14 protein-coding genes are annotated in these 16,111 nt (G+C 69.7%); 7 read left to right on the forward strand and 7 right to left on the reverse strand.

Annotation, left to right across the window (positions count from 1 at the left end; translation table 11 throughout):
- Window positions 1–315 precede the first annotated feature (315 nt).
- The gene (locus PZE19_RS30705) at window positions 316–1,248 is read right to left on the reverse strand and encodes a manganese catalase family protein (protein WP_277864486.1); all 933 of its coding nucleotides are present in this window, start codon (window positions 1,246–1,248) and stop codon (window positions 316–318) included.
- Window positions 1,249–1,531: 283 nt separating this feature from the next.
- Between PZE19_RS30705 and PZE19_RS30710 the strand changes: the two genes are divergently transcribed.
- Together PZE19_RS30710 and PZE19_RS30715 are read left to right on the forward strand one after the other, a co-directional pair.
- Complete coding sequence (locus PZE19_RS30710; protein ID WP_277864487.1) at window positions 1,532–2,104, forward strand: hypothetical protein; 573 nt, start codon at window positions 1,532–1,534, stop codon at window positions 2,102–2,104.
- A 194-nt stretch (window positions 2,105–2,298) separates the two neighbouring features.
- On the forward strand, window positions 2,299–4,788 hold the full coding sequence (locus tag PZE19_RS30715) for a zinc ribbon domain-containing protein (protein ID WP_277864488.1): 2,490 nt from the start codon (window positions 2,299–2,301) through the stop codon (window positions 4,786–4,788).
- A 15-nt stretch (window positions 4,789–4,803) separates the two neighbouring features.
- On the opposite strand, the gene PZE19_RS30720 is transcribed toward PZE19_RS30715, so the two are convergent.
- The 5 genes from PZE19_RS30720 to PZE19_RS30740 all read right to left on the reverse strand — a co-directional run bounded on the left by PZE19_RS30720 (window position 4,804) and on the right by PZE19_RS30740 (window position 12,480).
- A complete protein-coding gene (locus PZE19_RS30720) occupies window positions 4,804–5,460 on the reverse strand; it encodes a hypothetical protein (protein ID WP_277864489.1) in 657 nt (218 codons plus the stop codon).
- A gap of 26 nt (window positions 5,461–5,486) precedes the next feature.
- A complete protein-coding gene (locus tag PZE19_RS30725; protein ID WP_277864490.1) occupies window positions 5,487–7,088 on the reverse strand; it encodes a TolC family protein in 1,602 nt (533 codons plus the stop codon).
- 142 nt (window positions 7,089–7,230) lie between these two features.
- Window positions 7,231–8,595 carry an efflux RND transporter periplasmic adaptor subunit gene (locus PZE19_RS30730; protein WP_277864491.1) on the reverse strand — a complete coding sequence of 455 codons (1,365 nt, stop codon included), beginning with the start codon at window positions 8,593–8,595 and terminating at the stop codon, window positions 7,231–7,233.
- 9 nt (window positions 8,596–8,604) lie between these two features.
- A complete protein-coding gene (locus PZE19_RS30735; RefSeq protein WP_277864492.1) occupies window positions 8,605–11,775 on the reverse strand; it encodes an efflux RND transporter permease subunit in 3,171 nt (1,056 codons plus the stop codon).
- A 480-nt stretch (window positions 11,776–12,255) separates the two neighbouring features.
- Window positions 12,256–12,480 (reverse strand): hypothetical protein, encoded by a 225-nt coding sequence (locus tag PZE19_RS30740; protein ID WP_277864493.1) that lies wholly within the window; start codon window positions 12,478–12,480, stop codon window positions 12,256–12,258.
- Between the two features lie 306 nt (window positions 12,481–12,786).
- On the opposite strand from PZE19_RS30740, the gene crcB reads away from it, so the two are divergent.
- The 5 genes from crcB (at window position 12,787) to PZE19_RS30765 (ending at window position 15,697) form a co-directional block, all read left to right on the forward strand.
- Window positions 12,787–13,254, forward strand: a complete 468-nt coding sequence (crcB, locus tag PZE19_RS30745) for a fluoride efflux transporter CrcB (RefSeq protein ID WP_277864494.1) — start codon at window positions 12,787–12,789, stop codon at window positions 13,252–13,254.
- Window positions 13,251–13,592, forward strand: a complete 342-nt coding sequence (locus PZE19_RS30750) for a DUF190 domain-containing protein (protein ID WP_277864495.1) — start codon at window positions 13,251–13,253, stop codon at window positions 13,590–13,592. The genes crcB and PZE19_RS30750 overlap by 4 nt, the downstream gene beginning before the upstream one ends.
- A gap of 21 nt (window positions 13,593–13,613) precedes the next feature.
- Window positions 13,614–13,967 (forward strand): DUF190 domain-containing protein, encoded by a 354-nt coding sequence (locus PZE19_RS30755; protein ID WP_277864496.1) that lies wholly within the window; start codon window positions 13,614–13,616, stop codon window positions 13,965–13,967.
- 73 nt (window positions 13,968–14,040) lie between these two features.
- The gene (locus PZE19_RS30760) at window positions 14,041–14,403 is read left to right on the forward strand and encodes a hypothetical protein (RefSeq protein WP_277864497.1); all 363 of its coding nucleotides are present in this window, start codon (window positions 14,041–14,043) and stop codon (window positions 14,401–14,403) included.
- Window positions 14,404–14,503: 100 nt separating this feature from the next.
- Window positions 14,504–15,697, forward strand: a complete 1,194-nt coding sequence (locus PZE19_RS30765; protein WP_277864498.1) for a leucine-rich repeat domain-containing protein — start codon at window positions 14,504–14,506, stop codon at window positions 15,695–15,697.
- 104 nt (window positions 15,698–15,801) lie between these two features.
- On the opposite strand, the gene PZE19_RS30770 is transcribed toward PZE19_RS30765, so the two are convergent.
- Window positions 15,802–16,008, reverse strand: coding sequence for an Rv0909 family putative TA system antitoxin (locus PZE19_RS30770; RefSeq protein WP_277864499.1), 207 nt, complete (start codon window positions 16,006–16,008; stop codon window positions 15,802–15,804).
- Between the last annotated feature and the right edge of the window lie 103 nt (window positions 16,009–16,111).

Genomic DNA, 16,111 nt, shown 5'->3' on the forward strand with positions numbered 1-16,111 from the left:
CTGCATGCCGTGCGGCGTCCAGGAGCGCGACGAATGAAACCGATGTCAATGGATACGAGCATGAATGCCTGGTGGGGCGGACGTTCGAATGCGCAAGGAACGTTCGGGACCGACGCACCACACCCCGAGCGTGGCTCGCGACGAACGAGGATGCCGCCTTCCCACGGCCCGAGCGGCCGCGTCCCAGAATCGGGATGCGCGCGATGGCGGGTGGAAGATCGCGAAGGTGGATCGCGACGGAGCCGACCCGGCGGATCGGCCCGGCGAGCTCGGAACGACCCCGCGAGATCCCCTCGCTGACGCGGTCGCGACGCGTCAGGACGCCTTCTTGCCTTTGCGCTTGCCCTTGTCCTTGCCGAAGATCCGCTCGGCGGCTTCCTTCACCTGCTCGGGGTCGAGGGCCGACGGCGCGGCGACCTGGGGCTCGGCCGGCAGGAACGGGATGTCGACGAGGGTCGGGATCGGGTCGTTGGTGACGACCAGCTCGGGGGCCCCGTCGGGGTGCGCGCCCTTCCAGATCTGGCCCAGCGCCGAGATGTCTTCCTGGCTGAAGCTGTACATCGTGTTGTACAAGCCCTGCTCGACGTACTTCCGGGCCTCGGGGAAGGCGTCGGTGCTCAGCTCGGGGATCGGGAAGAGTTTCGCCACCTCGACGCCGCCGGAGAGCGCCTCCAGGGCCTTGGCGTAGGCGATGACGTGCGTGCTGCCGCGCACCAGCAGGAAGGCCGTCAACTCGCGGACCGTCGGGTCGCTGGTCGTCTCGTAGACCTTGAGCTTCGTCGCCCGGGCGTTCAGCTCCAGGAAGAAGTTGTGCACCAGGTCGAGTTTCAGGCTGCCGCTGGAATGGACGTAGCTGCCGTTCCAGAAGTGGCCCATCGAGTCCATCGGCAGGGCGTTCTGGCCGGCCGCGAAGAAGTGGTAGGTGTTGCGGAACCCCGGGACGTCGGCCAGGGGGGCGGCCGCCGGGTCGTGGCCGCGCGGGACCGTCCCCGTGAGCAGCAGGTTGATGGCGCTCGCCACCAGCTCGACGTGGCCCCACTCCTCGGCCGCGATGTTGGAGACCAGCTTGTAGAACGGCTGGTAGTTCTCGCGATCGCGGAAGTTGATCGTCTGGAAGAAGTAGTTCATCAGGGTGGACATCTCGCCCGCCTTGCCGCCCATCAATTCCTGGACGGCCGCCGCCGCGTCGGCGGACGGATGCTTCGGCTTGGGAAGCGCGGTCAGCAGCTTGTCGACTCGGAAGATCATCGGGAGGTTCCTGGGGCGTGGTCGGGGCTTTCGTGGGGGGATTGGATCCACAAACCTAAGCAAAGCCTGCGCCCCCCGGGACTTTGGGATGCGGGCCGGCGAATTCGCTTCTCGCGGCATGCTTGAAAGGGCGCAGCGATCGCCGGGGAGCCGGGTCAACGACGGGTCATATGGGAATTCCTCGGAATGCGAATCGGCGGCGCCCGGATTGCCTGTTCGATCGTCGGCCGCTGCAGGATGGCGGCCTCGGATGGCTGAGATTCGCAACTACGGAGAACGACCGATGGCGACGCAGACCAGGCGAAAGACCGACGACGAAGAGACCAACGACGACTCCGGTCGTCAGCACGATAGCCGGGGACGATTCACGTCCGGCGAAGAGGGCGGCCGCGGGGCCAACGGCTCGAACTCGGGCCGATCCCAGGGCAACGGCGCTCGAGCCCAGTCCGCGACCACGCGGGAGCGGGACGAGCGGGGCCGATTCGAGTCCGACGACGAGGATGACGACGACGACAAGGAAGGCGGGCGCGGCCGCTCCGAGCGAGGGGCCGGCGACAACCGCTCGCGTTCCGAGGGCGACGATCGGCAGGGCCAAGCCCAAAGCCGCCGAGGCTCGTCGAGCGGCCGGGGCGGGGTCATCAGCCGCGCGATCCGCGTCCTCGACGAGATCGAGACGCGCCTCCACGAGCTTCGCGAGGAGCTGCAGGAGGAAGGCGGCGGCTCATCGTCGGGAAGCCGGAGCAGCGGCCGATCCTCGCGCCGCGACGACGATGACGACGACTCGTCGGGCGGCGGCCGCGGCCGCGTCCTCCACCCGGAGAGCGACCGTCGCCTGAAGCAAAACCGCGACGATTGACGCGCCGGAGAAGCGCTTCACCGATCTCGCCGGGGGGCGGGGCGATCAGGTCGCCCCGCCCCCGCTTTTTTCGAACCCGACGGCGTCCCGAAAGTTGGATTTGTCATGGATTGATCCGCGCGAAACATTTGGTATGGTTCATTGGTTATTTTTCATGATCTCGCTCGAATCCGTCGTCGCGGGGGCCCAACCTCATGGCCGTGAAGCTGACGTGCCCGACCTGCGGGAAGGTCCTGACCCCCAGCGTCGACGTGTCCGGCAAGAAGGTGCGCTGCGGCGGCTGCGGCGAGACGTTCCGCGTCCCCGCGACGGCCGCGGCCACCACGCCAGCCGAGCCGTCGGCGCCCCCGAAGGCGGCGCGTCCCCCGCAGCCGAAGCCGCCGGCGGCGCCCCGCGAGGAGCCCGTCGCGCCACGGCCGAAGCCGGATTCGGAGTTCGAGCTGGCGGCGGTCCCCGAGGAGGTCTTGCCGCCGCGTCCGAGGCCGACCCCCAGGCCGAAGGTGGAGCCGACGCCCGAGCCGGAGAGCGAGGGGCCGAACTGGAAGAAGATCGCCGGCTCGTCCCTCGCGGGGCTGCTCGCCGTCTACATGATCTACGTGGGCGTGGCTTCGACCTACAAGATTTATAAGAGGTCGAACCGGGATGGGGACTCCGCGACCAACCTCGCGCCGGAATACGGGTCCAGGAGCGACCAGTCGCCGGAACTCCCCTACACCTCGCCCGACGGGGCCTATCGGGTCGGCTTCCCGGAGACGCCGAATACGACCGAGACCACGCAGGAGACGCCCGTTGGGCCCCAGAAGCTCAGTACGGCGATGCTCGCCAAGGGTCGCATCACCCGGGCCGTCTCCTGGTCGCAGTTCCCCCCTCAGCTGCTGGAACAGCATGGGCGGAATCCTCATGCCGCCGACGCCATCCTCGATGGGGGCCTCAAGTCGGCGGCGTCGATGGGTTGGACGGTGCTCAAGCAAGAGCCGATCGCACTGGGGCCGCACACCGGCCGGGAGGTCCAGATCCGCGTCGACGCGACGGACGGCGGCGGGCCGGGGCTGGGCCTGATCCGATTCTTCCTGATCGGCGACCGCCTGTACCAGGTATTGATGATCGGGCCCGAAGGGACGGTCAAGCCCGAAGAACAGCGGGCGTTCGTGGGATCTTTCCAGCTTATCAGCCCGGTACCCGTGCTGGTCTCCCGGGAATCCGCAGGCCCGGTCGGGGGGTCGGGCCCGAAAGGTCCTGGCGCGGCTTACGAATCGCCCGACGGGGCCTACAAGGTCGCCTTCCCGGAGCCTCCGAAGACGAACGAGTGGCCGCAGAAGTCGATCGTGGGCGACGTGACCCTGCACACGGCGACGTTCGACAAGGGTGGAATCGCTCGGATGGTCGCCTGGGCGCAGTTCCCCGAGCAGGCCCTGCGCGAGAAGCGGCTCTCGGAGCTCCTCGATCAGGCCGTCCAATTCGGGGGGCCGGTCTCAAGGCGCCAGGAGAACGTGAATGCGATCGAGATGGGGCGGCATCCCGGCCGAGAGATCGAATTCCAGGACCTGCCTTACGCGGGGGCCATCCGCGTCCTCATCGCCGGCGATCGGCTCTACCACATTCGGATGACGGGCCGGGCGTCGGACATGGGCCCCGACGACGCGAAGGCCTTCGTGCGGTCGTTCGAGCTGGTCAAGGACTTCCCCGCGATCGTCTCCCATGACCCGGGCCGGTCTGCGGCCGAGATCGTGGCGGCCGCTCCGCCGACGTCTCCCGCCGCGCGGCCCGCTCGAATCCCGCCGAGGCCCCGGGACGACTCGGCGCCGCCGGCCCGATCGGCGGGCGGCGCGAGCGTCGCGGAGTTCGTCTTCGTGGACGACGACAAGGATAAGGTCGGCGAAAATGGAGGCGAGGCCGGCCGGCCCAACGGCCGGAACGACCTGCAATTCCGGGTCGCGCTCGAACTGCCGCCCGACGCGACGGTCGACGAGCTGAGCGTGTCCAGCAGCGACGGGAACCATCGCTGGGTCACGCAGCCCAACGACCGATTCTGGTTCCTGGGCGTCGAGCGGGCCGGCACGCCGGCGATCTCCGGCTACGTCGACAAGGTCGGGACGTTCTCGGGCTCGCAGGCGTTCGACCTGTTCGCCCAGGGCGACCTCGGGCCGGGCGCGGTCTTCGTCTTCCAGGCGGCGCTGACGATCGGCGGGCAGCCGGTCGAGATCGGCGCGGAGTGCACGCGGCCCAGGCCCGAGTCGAAGTCCGGCGCGGTTGCGGCGGGGACGTCCAGCGGCGGGGCCTCGCTCGTTTCCGTGCGGTGGCTGAGCGACGTCGAGGACCGGGTCGGCGCGAACGGCCAGGACGCCGGCAAGTCCAACGGCGAGACCGACCAGCGCCTGAAGATCGAGGCCGAGCTTCCCGACCAGACCACGATCGACAACGTGGTCGTCTCGGTTCGGGATTCGATCAACCACTGGGAGTCTCGGCCCAGCGACCGCTTCTGGACCGTGGCCGTCTACCGCGGCGACGACGCGGTCTCGACGGCCCACGTCGAGCCGGTCGGGACGTTCTCGGGCAGGCAGGCGTTCGACCTCTACGTGAACGGCGGCTTCGGGGTGCGGTCGGGCTCGCTATTCGACGTCGAGCTGGAGCTGTCGATCGCCGGCGCGAAGCACGCGGTCAAGGGGACGTGCGAGCGGCCCTGATCGGGTGGCGTCGCGTCACGACCGCAGGACGTCGGTCACGCCGTTGGTCTCGATCCGGCCCTGGAAGCTGACGCCGGCCTGGCCGGCCCGCGCGCGGGACGACCCGCCGGGCTGGTAGCGGATGTCGACGGTCCCCTCGCCGACGGCCCCGCTGAACGTGCCGCCGCTGGAGCCGTTCACGGTCCAGGTGAAGCGCCGGGGTCGGCCGGCGGCGTCGAGCGAGGACGTGTCGCCCTGGAGGTCGAGGACGAGCAGGTTCCCCGAGTTGCCGACGTTCTTCACGATCAGGGCGGCGATCCCCGTCGTCGCGCCGGCCGGGTCGACGGGCGTGTAGAGGGCCATCTGCAGGTCGCCGTGGACGAAGGCGCTGGAGCCGCCGCCCCCCTTGAGATAGAACTGCGCCGCCTGGTCGGTGAAGCGCCCGGGTCCGGTCGTGAACGGGCCGGAGAACTTGGCGACGAACTTCTGGCGGGCCAGCTCGCGGGGCGTCGGCGTGCGGGCGTCGAGCGCCGTCGTCGGGCTCGCCGACGAGGAGAGCAGCGAGCCCAGGTCGATCGCCGCGACGGGCCCGCCGAGGAGCGACGGCGCCGTGGGCAGGTCGCGGCCCTCCAGCCGTTCGATCGCGGGGCGGGCGCGTCGGCCGCCGCCCTTCTTGCCATGTCCCATGCCCATCCGCGTGCGGCTCCTTCCTCGGTTCGTCACGGTAAGATCCGGGACCCGACCGCCGTGTTCAGGTCGAGCATGGCCCGGCGGTGGCGGACCAGGCCGTCGCGGTACTGGCGGACGGCGTCGTTGTACTGGCGCTGGGCCTCGAGGTATTCGAGCGCGTCGGCCTCGCCGCCCTGGAAGCGGCGGAAGGCGGCGTCGCGGACCTTGCGCGACGCCGGCAGGACCTCGCCCTCCAGCTCCAGGACGCCGTCGCGGCTGAGCTCGAATTCCCTGACCGCCTCCTCGGCCTCGTTGGCCACCTGCCGCTCGATCTCGGCGAGCTCGATCCGCGTCTGGGAGGCGTTCGACTTCGCCCGCGCGATGTTCCCCTGGTTGCGGTTGTAGAGGGGCAGGGGGACGGTCACGCCGACTGCCCAGGACGTCGGACTCTTGAGCCCGAAGGGCCGGTTGTCCTGGTACGTGTAGGGCTGGGCGAGCACGTAGACGTCCGAGTACCGCTCGGCGTGGGCGAGCTTCACGTCGGCGTCGGCGCGGGTCACCCCCAGGCGGTAAGCGTTCAGGTCGGGCCGCGACGCGAGGGCCGTCTCGATCAGCGACTCCAGCGGCGTCGGCAGCTCGGCGACGTCGCGCAGGGTGGCCTGCACCTGGAGCGACTCCGCGCCGGCGCGGGGGATGTTCAGGACGACGGCGAGAGCCCGGGTCGTGCGGCCGAGGGCCTGGGTCGCCTCGCGGACCTGGAACTGGGCCTGCTCGACCTGGGCGCCGAGGGCGTCGGTGGTCGACTCGGTGATTTGCCCCTTCTCCAGCAGCTCCCGGTTCAGGTTGAGGAGCTTGGTGATCCCCGCGGCGTAGGCCCGGCTGTAGCGGAGCGTCTCCTCGGCCGCGACGACGTCGACGTAGGCGGTGTAGAGGTTGTCGATCTGGAGCCGGACGGCGTCCTGGAACTGGGCCTCGGTGACGCGCTTCGCCTTCACGGCGGCCTCGGTGCGGGCGCGCCGCTTGCGGCTCACGTCGACGGGATAGGTGATGTTGAGGTCGTACTGCGTCGGCCCGCCGGGCCGGTCGCGGCTGAACCGGCCGTAGGGGACGAACTGGGTGTCGGCGTAGAGCGCCGGGTTCGCCCGAAGGCTCGCCGTGAGCACGTCGGCCTGGGCCTGGTCGATCTCGTGCCGGAGGGCCAGCAGGTTCAGGTTCTGCTGCACGAGCCGCTCGATCGCGCCGTCGAGGGTCAGGCCGCCGGGCCGGTCCGCGGCCTGGGGGCCGGCGGGGAGCTCGAGCTCCCCGTAGCGGGGGACGTTCGCCGGCTCGAGCGCCCGGGGCTGGAACCGGGCCGACGGCTCGCGCGACTGGATCGCCGTGGACGGGCTCAGAGCCCCGACGGGGGCGCGGCTCGCCGACGGCCCCAGGCGTCCGCCGATCGGACGATCCTGCTGCGAGCCAGGGGTCGCGTCGAACGCCGAGATCCCGGCCGAGCCGATCGGGGCCCCGAGCCGGCCGCGCGATCCGAGCATGCCCGGCGGCCCCTGGACGTCGACCGTCGGCCCCTGGGCGACGCACGGGCGGCCCGCCGCGAGGAGGGCCAGGGCCCCGGCCGCGAGCAGGGCGCGGGCGGCTCTGATGGTTGGCTTCATGCCCCCGGTGACTCCCGAGACGTCGACGCCGATCCTGCGCCTCGCCGGACGTGCGGCGGGGATGATCCGGCCGCGCCGGTTTGTGGAAGGTATCGGCTTTTGCGGGTCGCGCGGATGAGCGGAAGGGCTCCGGTCGTCCGGATCAGTTCGCCTCCGGGCTCGCGGTGGCGGCCGCTCCGGTGGCGACCGTCTGCAGGTCCTCGTACATCTGGGCCAGGATGAGCGCCCCCACGTTCGCGACCTTCTCGCCCGCCTTGAGGCCGGCGGCGATCACGGCGCGGTCGTCCGTCTCCTGCGCGACCGAGACCGACCGACGTTCGAACCGGCCGGGGTCGTCCGGGGCCTGCACGTAGACGTGCGAGCGGCCGTCGCCGACGACCAGGGCGGTCCGGGGTGCCACCACGTAGCCGGAGACGGGGGGGATCGCCAGCATCCCCCGCACGAGCATGTCCGACTTGTACTCGCCGTCGGCGTTCGGGATCGACGTGCGGATGCGCACGGCGTGGGTCGCGGGGTCGACCCGATTCGAGATGTATTCGACCTTCCCCAGCACCTTCTGGTCGCGGAAGGGGAACTGGATCTCCCAGTCCTGCCCCAACCTCACGAGTCCGAGGTCGCTCTCGAAGACGTTCCCCCAGACCCAGAGGCGGTCCAGGGGGGCGATGACCAGCAGGGTGTCGTTCTCGTCGTAGAGGTTCCCCACCGCGACGTCGCGGCTGATGACCAGGCCGTCTCCCGGCGAGCGCAGCGTCAGCCGGGCTTTCTGCGACCCGGACTCCTTCTCCGCCCTCTCGACGTCCTCGTCCGACAGGCCGTACACCAGCAGCTTGTCGCGGGCGACCTCGTACTCCTGGTGGTTCTTCATCTCGTTGTTCTTGGTCTCGTCGTAGAGCTGCTGCGAGACGGTCTTCGACTGCAGGAGCGACCCGCGGATCTCGACGAGCTTCTTGTCGTAGAGCCACTGGATCCGCTCGATCTCGTAGACGCTCTTGGCCTCGGCCAGCTCGGTGCTGTAGAGGTCGATCAGCGGCTCGCCCTTCTTCACCGACTGGCCGACCGTGGCGTGCACCTTGTCGACCCGGCCCTTGAACATGGGACGGACCTTGGTGAGCGTGTCGGAGATGTACTCGGTCGTCCCCAGCAGCTCGAGCCGGATGGGCCGGACCTGCGGCTTCACCTCGACGGTCTGGACGTCGAGCGCGGCGCGGGCGGCCTCGGTGAGCCGGAGCGAGCCGTCCCAGGGCCCCGCGGGGCCGGCGGCCTCGGCGGGCGGCGCAGGGGGCGCCTTCGGGCCCGTCCCGGAGAGCGAACGCCAGGCCTTGCCGACCTCGGCGGGATACTTCCACGCGCCGTACGCCGCCGCGCCGAGGAGGGCCAGGACGACGACGCGCCGCAGGAGGCGGGCCGGGGACCGGCGGGGCCGAGGGGCCTCGGGGGCGGGGGCCGCGGCCGCGGGAGCCGCGACCTGGCCCGGGCGATCGGCCGCCGCCGATGATGGGGTCGTCATGCGCGGGCCTCAGAGATCCTCGGCCGGGCTCGGGCCGCGGGCCGGGAAGTAGGTGTAGAGGACGGGGATGAGGAACTGCGGGAGGAACATCGCGACGAACATCCCCCCCACCACGACGATCGCCAGCGGCTTCTGGGCCTGCGAGCCCACCGAGTCGGCGAGCGCGGCGGGGAGGAGCCCCAGGATGGCCGTGAGCGAGATCATGACGACGGGCCGCAGGAGGGCCGTCGAGCCCCGCTCGACGGTCTCACGCACCGGCACGCCCGCGGCGCGCATGCGGTTGTAGTCGTTGACGAGCAGCACGCCGTTCTGGACCACGACGCCGAAGATCGAGATGAAGCCCACGGCGGCCGAGATGCTGAAGGCCGTGCCGGTCAGCCGCAGGGCCCAGATCCCGCCCATCATCGCCGTCACGACCCCGGCCATCACGAGCAGGGCGTCCTTCATCGAGCTGAACATCGTGTAGAGGAGCACCAGGATCAGCACGATCGAGAGCGGGACCGTCACCATCAGCCGCCGGTTCGCCTCCTGCATCTGGGCGAACTCGCCCGACCACTCGACGCGATAGCCCGGCGGCAGCTTCGCCCCGGAGGCCGGGTCGTCGACCTTGCGTCGCGCCTCCTCGATGGCCGAGGCCAGGTCCCGGCCGTGGACGCTGAACTTGATGGGGATGTAGCGGCGGTTGTTCTCGCGGTAGATGTACGCCGCCCCCGACTTGTGGGGCTCGATCGCGGCCAGGTGCGAGAGCGGGATCCGCGCCCCGGGCTTGCCGTCGCGGCCCGGCAGGTCCACCGGGATGCGGCCGATGTCGTCGGGGTCGTCGCGGAGGTCCTGGGGGAACCGCAGGACGATCTCGTAGCGCTTCTCGCCCTCCACCATCTCGGAGAAGGCCCGGCCGCCGATGGCGACCTGGACGACGTCCTCGACGTCCTCGACGTTCACCCCGTAGCGGGCGCACGCCCGGCGGTCGATGCGGACCTCCAGGTTGGGCTGGCCGACGATGTGGAAGAGGCCCACGTTCTCGATCCCCGGGATCGCCCGCAGCGCGTTCACGACCCGCTGGCCGACCTCCTCGAGCTTCTCCAGCTCGCCGCCGAAGAGCTTGACCGAGTTGGCCCCCTTGATGCCCGAGAGGGCCTCGTCGATGTTGTCGCGGATGAGCTGCGAGAAGCTGAAGCTCAGGCCCGGGAAGTCGGCGAACTTCGCGGTCAGCTCGGCCTCGAGCTTCTTCCGCGTCATCCCCGGCCGCCACTCCTCCATGGGCCGCAGCGGCACGTTGAACTCGACGTTGAAGAAGCTGGTGACGTCGGTGCCGTCGTCGGGCCGGCCGACCTGCGACATCACCCCCCGGACCTCGGGGACCGACGCGATGACCCGGCGGAGCCGGGGCGCCATCCGGGCCGCCTCCTCGCGCGAGACGGTCCGCGGCATCAAAGCCCGGATCCAGAGGTTCCCCTCCTCCAGCTCGGGCATGAACTCTGCCCCCAGGCCCGGCAGCAGCGAGATCGTGTACGCCAGCAGCCCGGCCGAGGCGAGCAGCACGATCGGCCGGCGGCCCAGCGCCCCGCGGAGCGCGGCGGAGTACACCGACTTCAGCGCGCGGTCGACGAGGGTGTCCTTCTCCTCGGTCTTGTTGCGGAAGAAGATCGAGCAGAGGACCGGGGCCAGCGTCAGGGAGACGAGCAGCGCCCCCAGGATCGAGAACGCGTAGGTCGCGGCCATCGGCCCGAAGAGCGCCCCGGCCGGGCCGCTCATCGCGAAGAGCGGCACGAAGGCGCAGATGATGATCATCGTCGAGAAGAAGATCGGCCGCTCGACCCCGTGCGAGGCCTCGGCGATCCGGTCGATCAGCGGCCGGGAACGGTCGGCCCCCGGCTCGGTGATGTGCCGGTAGATCGTCTCGACGATGATGACCGAGCTGTCGACGATGATCCCGAAGTCGACCGCCCCGATCGAAAGCAGGTTGGCCGACCTCCCCTGCGCGAAGAGGACCGAGATCGCGAACAGCAGCGCCAGGGGGATGACCAGGGCGACGATCGCCGCGCTCGCCAGGTCGCCCAGGAAGACGAAGAGGACCGCGACGACCAGGCCGACGCCGATCAGCAGGTTGTGCAGCACGTTGTGGGTCGTGACGTGCACCAGGTCGGTCCGCTGGTTGAACGCCCGGATCCGCATGCCTTCGGGCAGCAGCTTCTCGCGCTCCATCTCCTCGATCTTGGCGACGACCGCCTCGGCGGTGGGGAGCGACTTCTCCCCCTTCCGCATCATGACGATCCCCTCGACGACGTCGTCCTCGCCGCCGCGGCCCACGATCCCCAGCCGAGGCCGGTTGCCGACGATCACCTTGGCGACCTGGCGGACGAAGATCGGCGTGCCGTCCTGGGCCGACGTGATGATCACGTCCCGGATGTCGTCGAGCTTCTCGGCCTCGATCGCCGGGGCCTGCGCGAGGTTGGCCGGGTCGAGCGGGTCCCGGCCGCCGCCGAGCAGGCCGACGGCCCGCACGTTGTGGGCCTGGGTGCCGAGGGTCAGCAGGTCGCCGCCGACGTTGGCGTTCGAACGCGCGATGGCGTCCTCCACCTGCTGCATCGTCACGCCGTACTGCTTGAGCAGCCGGGTGTCCAGCAGGACCTGATACTGCTTGACCGTCCCGCCGAAGCCGACCACGTCGATGACGCCGGGCACCTGCTTCAGGGTGCGGTTGACCACCCAGTCCTGGACGGCCTTGAGCTGGTTCGTCGTGTAGGCGGGCCCTTCGAGGACGTAGCGGATGATCTCGCCGGTGGGGCTCCACGGCGAGAGGCCGGGCTTGACCCCCGCCGGCAGGTCCACCGCGGCCAGCCGGTTCAGGACCTCCTGGCGGGCGGCCCCGTAATCGGTCCCGTAGGCGAACTGGCACTTCACGTCGTTCAGGCCCGCGATCGACGTGCTGCGAAGGTACTCCAGCCCGGGCATGCCGTTGAGCGCCGTCTCGACGGGGATGCCGACGAGCCGCTCCATCTCCTCGGGGCTCGCGCCGGGGTTCTGGCTGATGACCTCGACGAGCGGCGGCGTCGGGTCGGGGTACGCCTCGACGTTGAGATTGGCCGCGGAATAGGCCCCGACGCCGATCAGGGCGAACGCCCCGAGGATCACGATGAGGCGATTGTGGAGGCTCCAGAAGATGATCGCACGAACCACCGGGCCGCCCCCAATCCCCGGGCCGAGGGGCGCACGCACCTCCCCCAACCCCAAATCCGCCGGGCCTTAGCCCCTCCTACGTCCTCGGACCCGGATCGGTTCGCCGACCCGCCGGGGCGCATCGCGTCGCCGACCTTCGCGGCCGCTCGGGAAGGCTGCGTCGTCGTCCGGGGCCGCCTCGCACGAAGAGTCCAGGACGCAGGGTATCATCCCCGGCCCGGGCATCAAGATGAATCTCCTTTCATGATCGACCGGGGGGTCGGGAATTGCAATCCAGGGCCGAAACGGATGGGAACGGGACGTCAGGTCCGCGCAGTCGACCTTCCCGTAGCAACGGGACAAAAGACAACGTTCAGGCCTTCCATCCCGAAAAGGTTCGTATCCGGGATCCCCCTCTCAAACGGCCTGAATCCCCATGAAAAGCCGCCATCACCCTTCCGCGACCCGTTCCGAAGTCAAGGTCTCGAAACCTGGCAGCGGTCACGGGGTTCGAGACGAGAGGTCGACCTCCGTGGCGACTCCGTTCGCCTTGGACAGCAAACTGTTGGAGGCGAGCATCAGTCCAAGGAGCAGGAAGGGGAGAATGACCGGCCACGGGAACTTGGTGGAGGAGAGGCCGAAATGGAGGATGACGGGCACGACCATGGCCGTAAGCCAATAAGCCGTGTTCAGCTTCAGGAGCTTGCTCTTGTCGGAGTTGGTCATGATGTTTCGGTTCTGGCCAGGGCGCGGGCTGCCGCCTAACGACCAAGTTCAGCGGACCGGCCCGCTGAGTCGACGAGGGCAGTTTAACGAAGACCGTTACTCTTTTCGCCGTTGTTCTCGGAGCCCCACTCCGGTTGATGCTGCTGAAACTCGAACAAAACCGGTGGTTCCGAGCCTGCGGAGGGCGAGCGGGGAAGGTTGGAGTTGTTTTTGTCCCGTTGCTACCGCAAGGCCAAGTCCCCAGGGCCACGGTAGACTGGACCTCGAACGGACGGGCGGGGAGTCGCACCTCTTGGGAGAGGACGTGTGGAGAAGCTGGCTCAGATCGGGATCCTGTCGCTCGGCGGCGCGTTCGGCGTGAACGCCCGCTACTGGCTCGGCCTGTGGGTCAATCGCTGGGCGAGCCCCCAGTTCCCGCTGGCGACCTTCCTCATCAACGTGACCGGCTCGTTCGCGATCGGGTTCCTGGCGACCTTGCTCGCCCACCGGTTGCCGCACCCGCACCTGCGGCTTTTGGTCGTCACCGGCTTCCTGGGCGGCTACACGACCTACTCCACGTTCGCCTACGACGGCCTCACCCTCTGGGAACGGGGCGAGCGCGGGGCGAGCCTCTTCTACACGGCCGCCACCCTCGTCGTCGGGTTCCTGGCGGTCACGCTGGGCGTGGCCCTGGCGCGCGAGCTGACCCTCCCCAGGGCGGAGCGGGCGGCCCGGGTCCAGGCCCCCGAGCGGGCGCGGCGGGTCGCGACGGACGAGGACGGGGGGAACTCATGAACCCGGGCGAGGCGAGCCTGCTGCGGCTCTACCTGAACAACGACGACCGCTTCGGCGGCCGGCCGCTCTACGAGGCGGTGGTCGCGAAGGCCCGCGAGATGGGCCTCGCCGGGGCCTCGGTCTTCACGGCCGAGATGGGCTACGGGGCGCGTGGCGTCGTCCACGACGACCAGAGCGAGTATTCCTTCATGGGGGCCCCGGTCGTCGTCGAGGTCGTCGACGTCGCCGAGCGGATCGAGGCCTTGCTCGTCGAGTTCCGGGCGATGGTCGGCGAGGGCGTCGCGACGGTGAGCACGGTCAGCCCCGTCGAGGTCGCCCGCTACGTCCATCCCCAATGAGATGAGAAAGGACCCGGGGCGATGCAGATCGAGGGCGAAGGCCGGAGGGTGACCGTCTACATCGGCAGCTCCGACGTCTGGCACGGGTCGAACCTCGCCGTGGCGATCGTCGAGCGCTGCCGGAAGCTGGGCTTCGCCGGGGCCACCATGTCGCGCGGGGTGATGGGCTTCGGCAAACACTCGCGGATCCATCGGGCGCACTTCCTCGGCCTCTCCGAGGACCTCCCCGAGAAGGTCGAGATCGTCGACCGCCCCGAGCGGATCGCCGAGCTGCTCCCCATCCTCGAAGAGATGGTCGCCGGCGGCCTGGTGGTCGTCGAGGACGTCCACATCGTCAGCTATCGCCACCACCCCGAGCGCGACGCGCCGGGCTGAGGCGCAACCAGGGCCCGGGACGGTCGTCCCGCTCGGCCCCAACGAAGCTCCGTCGCTTGATCCGGGAGGCGTCATGGATCTGGAACAGGATCGGCCGAACGTCGTCGGCGAGGTGCGGCCTCGCGCCTTCTTCATGCCGCTGCTCATCGGCCAGGTCGTCGCGATCCTGCTGCTCGGCGCGGCGTTCTCCGTCGGCGGCTTCCTCGGGGCCGACCTGGTCATTCTCAACCGGAAGCCGGTCCACGGGGTCTCGGCGCTAGCCTTGGGGCTGGGCTCGTCGGCGGCGCTGGCGTTGGTGTTCTCGCCGCTCTACGCCGTCTTCGTCTGCCTGGGCCTGTGGGCCTTCTCGCTCGTCCGGCCGCTGAAAGTCCGCGTCACCCCGATGGAACGCCCTCCCGGCGAAGGCGACGACCTTGGCGCCCGACCCTCGGCCTGACGGCCCGAGCCGGCGGCGACCGAATCGGCGCCGACCGGCGGACGTCTCCCTGTTGGCGAGGATCCCTTCTCGGTCATACGTGGACGTCAGGAAGGTGTCGATGCGATATCGGGTTCGCTGGAGCTTGCGCGCGACGATGGTCGGGGTCGCGGCCACGGCCGTCGTGCTGGCGCTCGCCCTGGAACCGCGGCGGCGACGGGCCGAGCAGGAGCGGGCGATCGCCGCGATCAGGATGCTCGAAGGCGACGTCGGCGCGCGTCGCGGCATGTGCGTCCTTCAGCCCGATCGCCGCCCCGTCGTCGCCGTCTGCCTCAACAACCCCGTCGTCACCGACGCGGACCTGGCCCCGCTGACCTGGCTGACGGAGCTTGAGTCGCTCGACCTCTCTTCCACGAGAATCACCGACGCCGGCCTGGCCCGCTTGCGGGGGCTCATTCACCTCGATGACCTGGACCTCTCCTCCACCAGGATCACCGACGCCGGCCTGGTCCACCTGCGTGGCATGACCGGGCTGCGGACGCTGAACCTCGCCGGCGCCCCGGTCGTCGGCCCCGGCCCGGCCCACCTGAAAAGGCTGACCAGCCTCCAAGCCATCAGGCTCTACGGAACCCGCCTCACCGATGCCGACCTCGTCCACGTAGGTGCGTTGACCGGCCTCGACGACGTTTCCCTGTCCGGGGCGATCACCGACGCCGGCCTGGTGCACCTTAAGGGACTGACCCAGATCACCGAGCTCGGCCTCGAGTCCTGCCAGGTCGCCGGCCCCGGACTCGAGTCCCTGAACGGCCTGACGAAGCTTCGGAGGCTGGACCTGAGGTCGAGCAGGATCGACGACGCCGGCCTGGCTCACCTTCGAGGGCTGGACAGCCTCGAAGAGCTGAACCTCGGCGAGACCCAGGCCACCGACCTGGGGTTGGTCCATCTCGGGTCCCTGACGAAACTCCGGGGCCTAAACCTGGAAGCCAGCAAGATCGACGGAGCCGGCCTGACGTATCTGCGGGGGTTGACCAACCTCGAATCGCTGAACCTCAGCGACACGAAGGTCGCCGGCCCAGGCCTGGGGCACCTGAGAGACCTACCCCACCTCAAGACGCTGATCATAAACCCGGCCCCGGTGACCGATGCCGACCTCGAATTCCTGAAGCCGATGAGCCAGCTCAAGGAGGTTTACCTCATCTTCACCGAGGTCACCGAGGCGGGCAGGGACGAACTCAGGCGAGCCTTGCCCGAGGCCACGGTGTCGTGGGCGGCGAAGCCCCCGCCCCGAGTTTCCGAAGATGGAGGCGAGGATTAGCATTCAAGCCCTCAGCACGGCCCCGGAAACGCCGGGGGCCCTCCGTGTGGAGGGCCCCCGTGAAGTCGCTCGATGACGCGGCCCCTCGGCCGCGGCGGTCAGGCTCAGGGATTGACGGCCTTGTCGACGGCGGCGCCGGCCTTCTCGCCGGGTCCGCGGGGGTCGATGGCGTCCTTGGCGTTCTCGACGCCGCGGTCGATCTTCTCGCCCGCCTTTTCGGCCGGGCCCTTGGTCTCGCAGCCGGCCCCGACGACGAGCAGCGAGCCGAACAGCAGGGCGAGGGGGGCGAGCTTGGCGATCTGGGTCTTCATGGCATGTCCTTCATCGACAAGGTGAGCGGAGTTCGATGGATGCCTCCAGGCGCGATGCCCGGCGACTTCCTCACGGTGTTAACCTACGCAAACCCCGTTCCGT

This window comes from Paludisphaera mucosa (assembly GCF_029589435.1).
In the GTDB taxonomy this organism is placed as follows: Bacteria; Planctomycetota; Planctomycetia; order Isosphaerales; family Isosphaeraceae; genus Paludisphaera; species Paludisphaera mucosa.

Excerpts from the sequence above, each read along its gene's own strand:
- PZE19_RS30715 (WP_277864488.1), top strand. The coding sequence starts at position 2,299 with ATGGCCGTGAAGCTGACGTGCCCGACCTGCGGGAAGGTCCTGACCCCC.
- PZE19_RS30725 (WP_277864490.1), bottom strand. The coding sequence starts at position 7,088 with ATGAAGCCAACCATCAGAGCCGCCCGCGCCCTGCTCGCGGCCGGGGCC.
- PZE19_RS30720 (WP_277864489.1), bottom strand. The coding sequence starts at position 5,460 with ATGGGCATGGGACATGGCAAGAAGGGCGGCGGCCGACGCGCCCGCCCC.
- PZE19_RS30750 (WP_277864495.1), top strand. The coding sequence starts at position 13,251 with ATGAACCCGGGCGAGGCGAGCCTGCTGCGGCTCTACCTGAACAACGAC.
- PZE19_RS30730 (WP_277864491.1), bottom strand. The coding sequence starts at position 8,595 with ATGACGACCCCATCATCGGCGGCGGCCGATCGCCCGGGCCAGGTCGCG.
- PZE19_RS30760 (WP_277864497.1), top strand. The coding sequence starts at position 14,041 with ATGGATCTGGAACAGGATCGGCCGAACGTCGTCGGCGAGGTGCGGCCT.
- PZE19_RS30710 (WP_277864487.1), top strand. The coding sequence starts at position 1,532 with ATGGCGACGCAGACCAGGCGAAAGACCGACGACGAAGAGACCAACGAC.
- PZE19_RS30770 (WP_277864499.1), bottom strand. The coding sequence starts at position 16,008 with ATGAAGACCCAGATCGCCAAGCTCGCCCCCCTCGCCCTGCTGTTCGGC.
- PZE19_RS30755 (WP_277864496.1), top strand. The coding sequence starts at position 13,614 with ATGCAGATCGAGGGCGAAGGCCGGAGGGTGACCGTCTACATCGGCAGC.
- PZE19_RS30765 (WP_277864498.1), top strand. The coding sequence starts at position 14,504 with ATGCGATATCGGGTTCGCTGGAGCTTGCGCGCGACGATGGTCGGGGTC.
- PZE19_RS30705 (WP_277864486.1), bottom strand. The coding sequence starts at position 1,248 with ATGATCTTCCGAGTCGACAAGCTGCTGACCGCGCTTCCCAAGCCGAAG.
- PZE19_RS30740 (WP_277864493.1), bottom strand. The coding sequence starts at position 12,480 with ATGACCAACTCCGACAAGAGCAAGCTCCTGAAGCTGAACACGGCTTAT.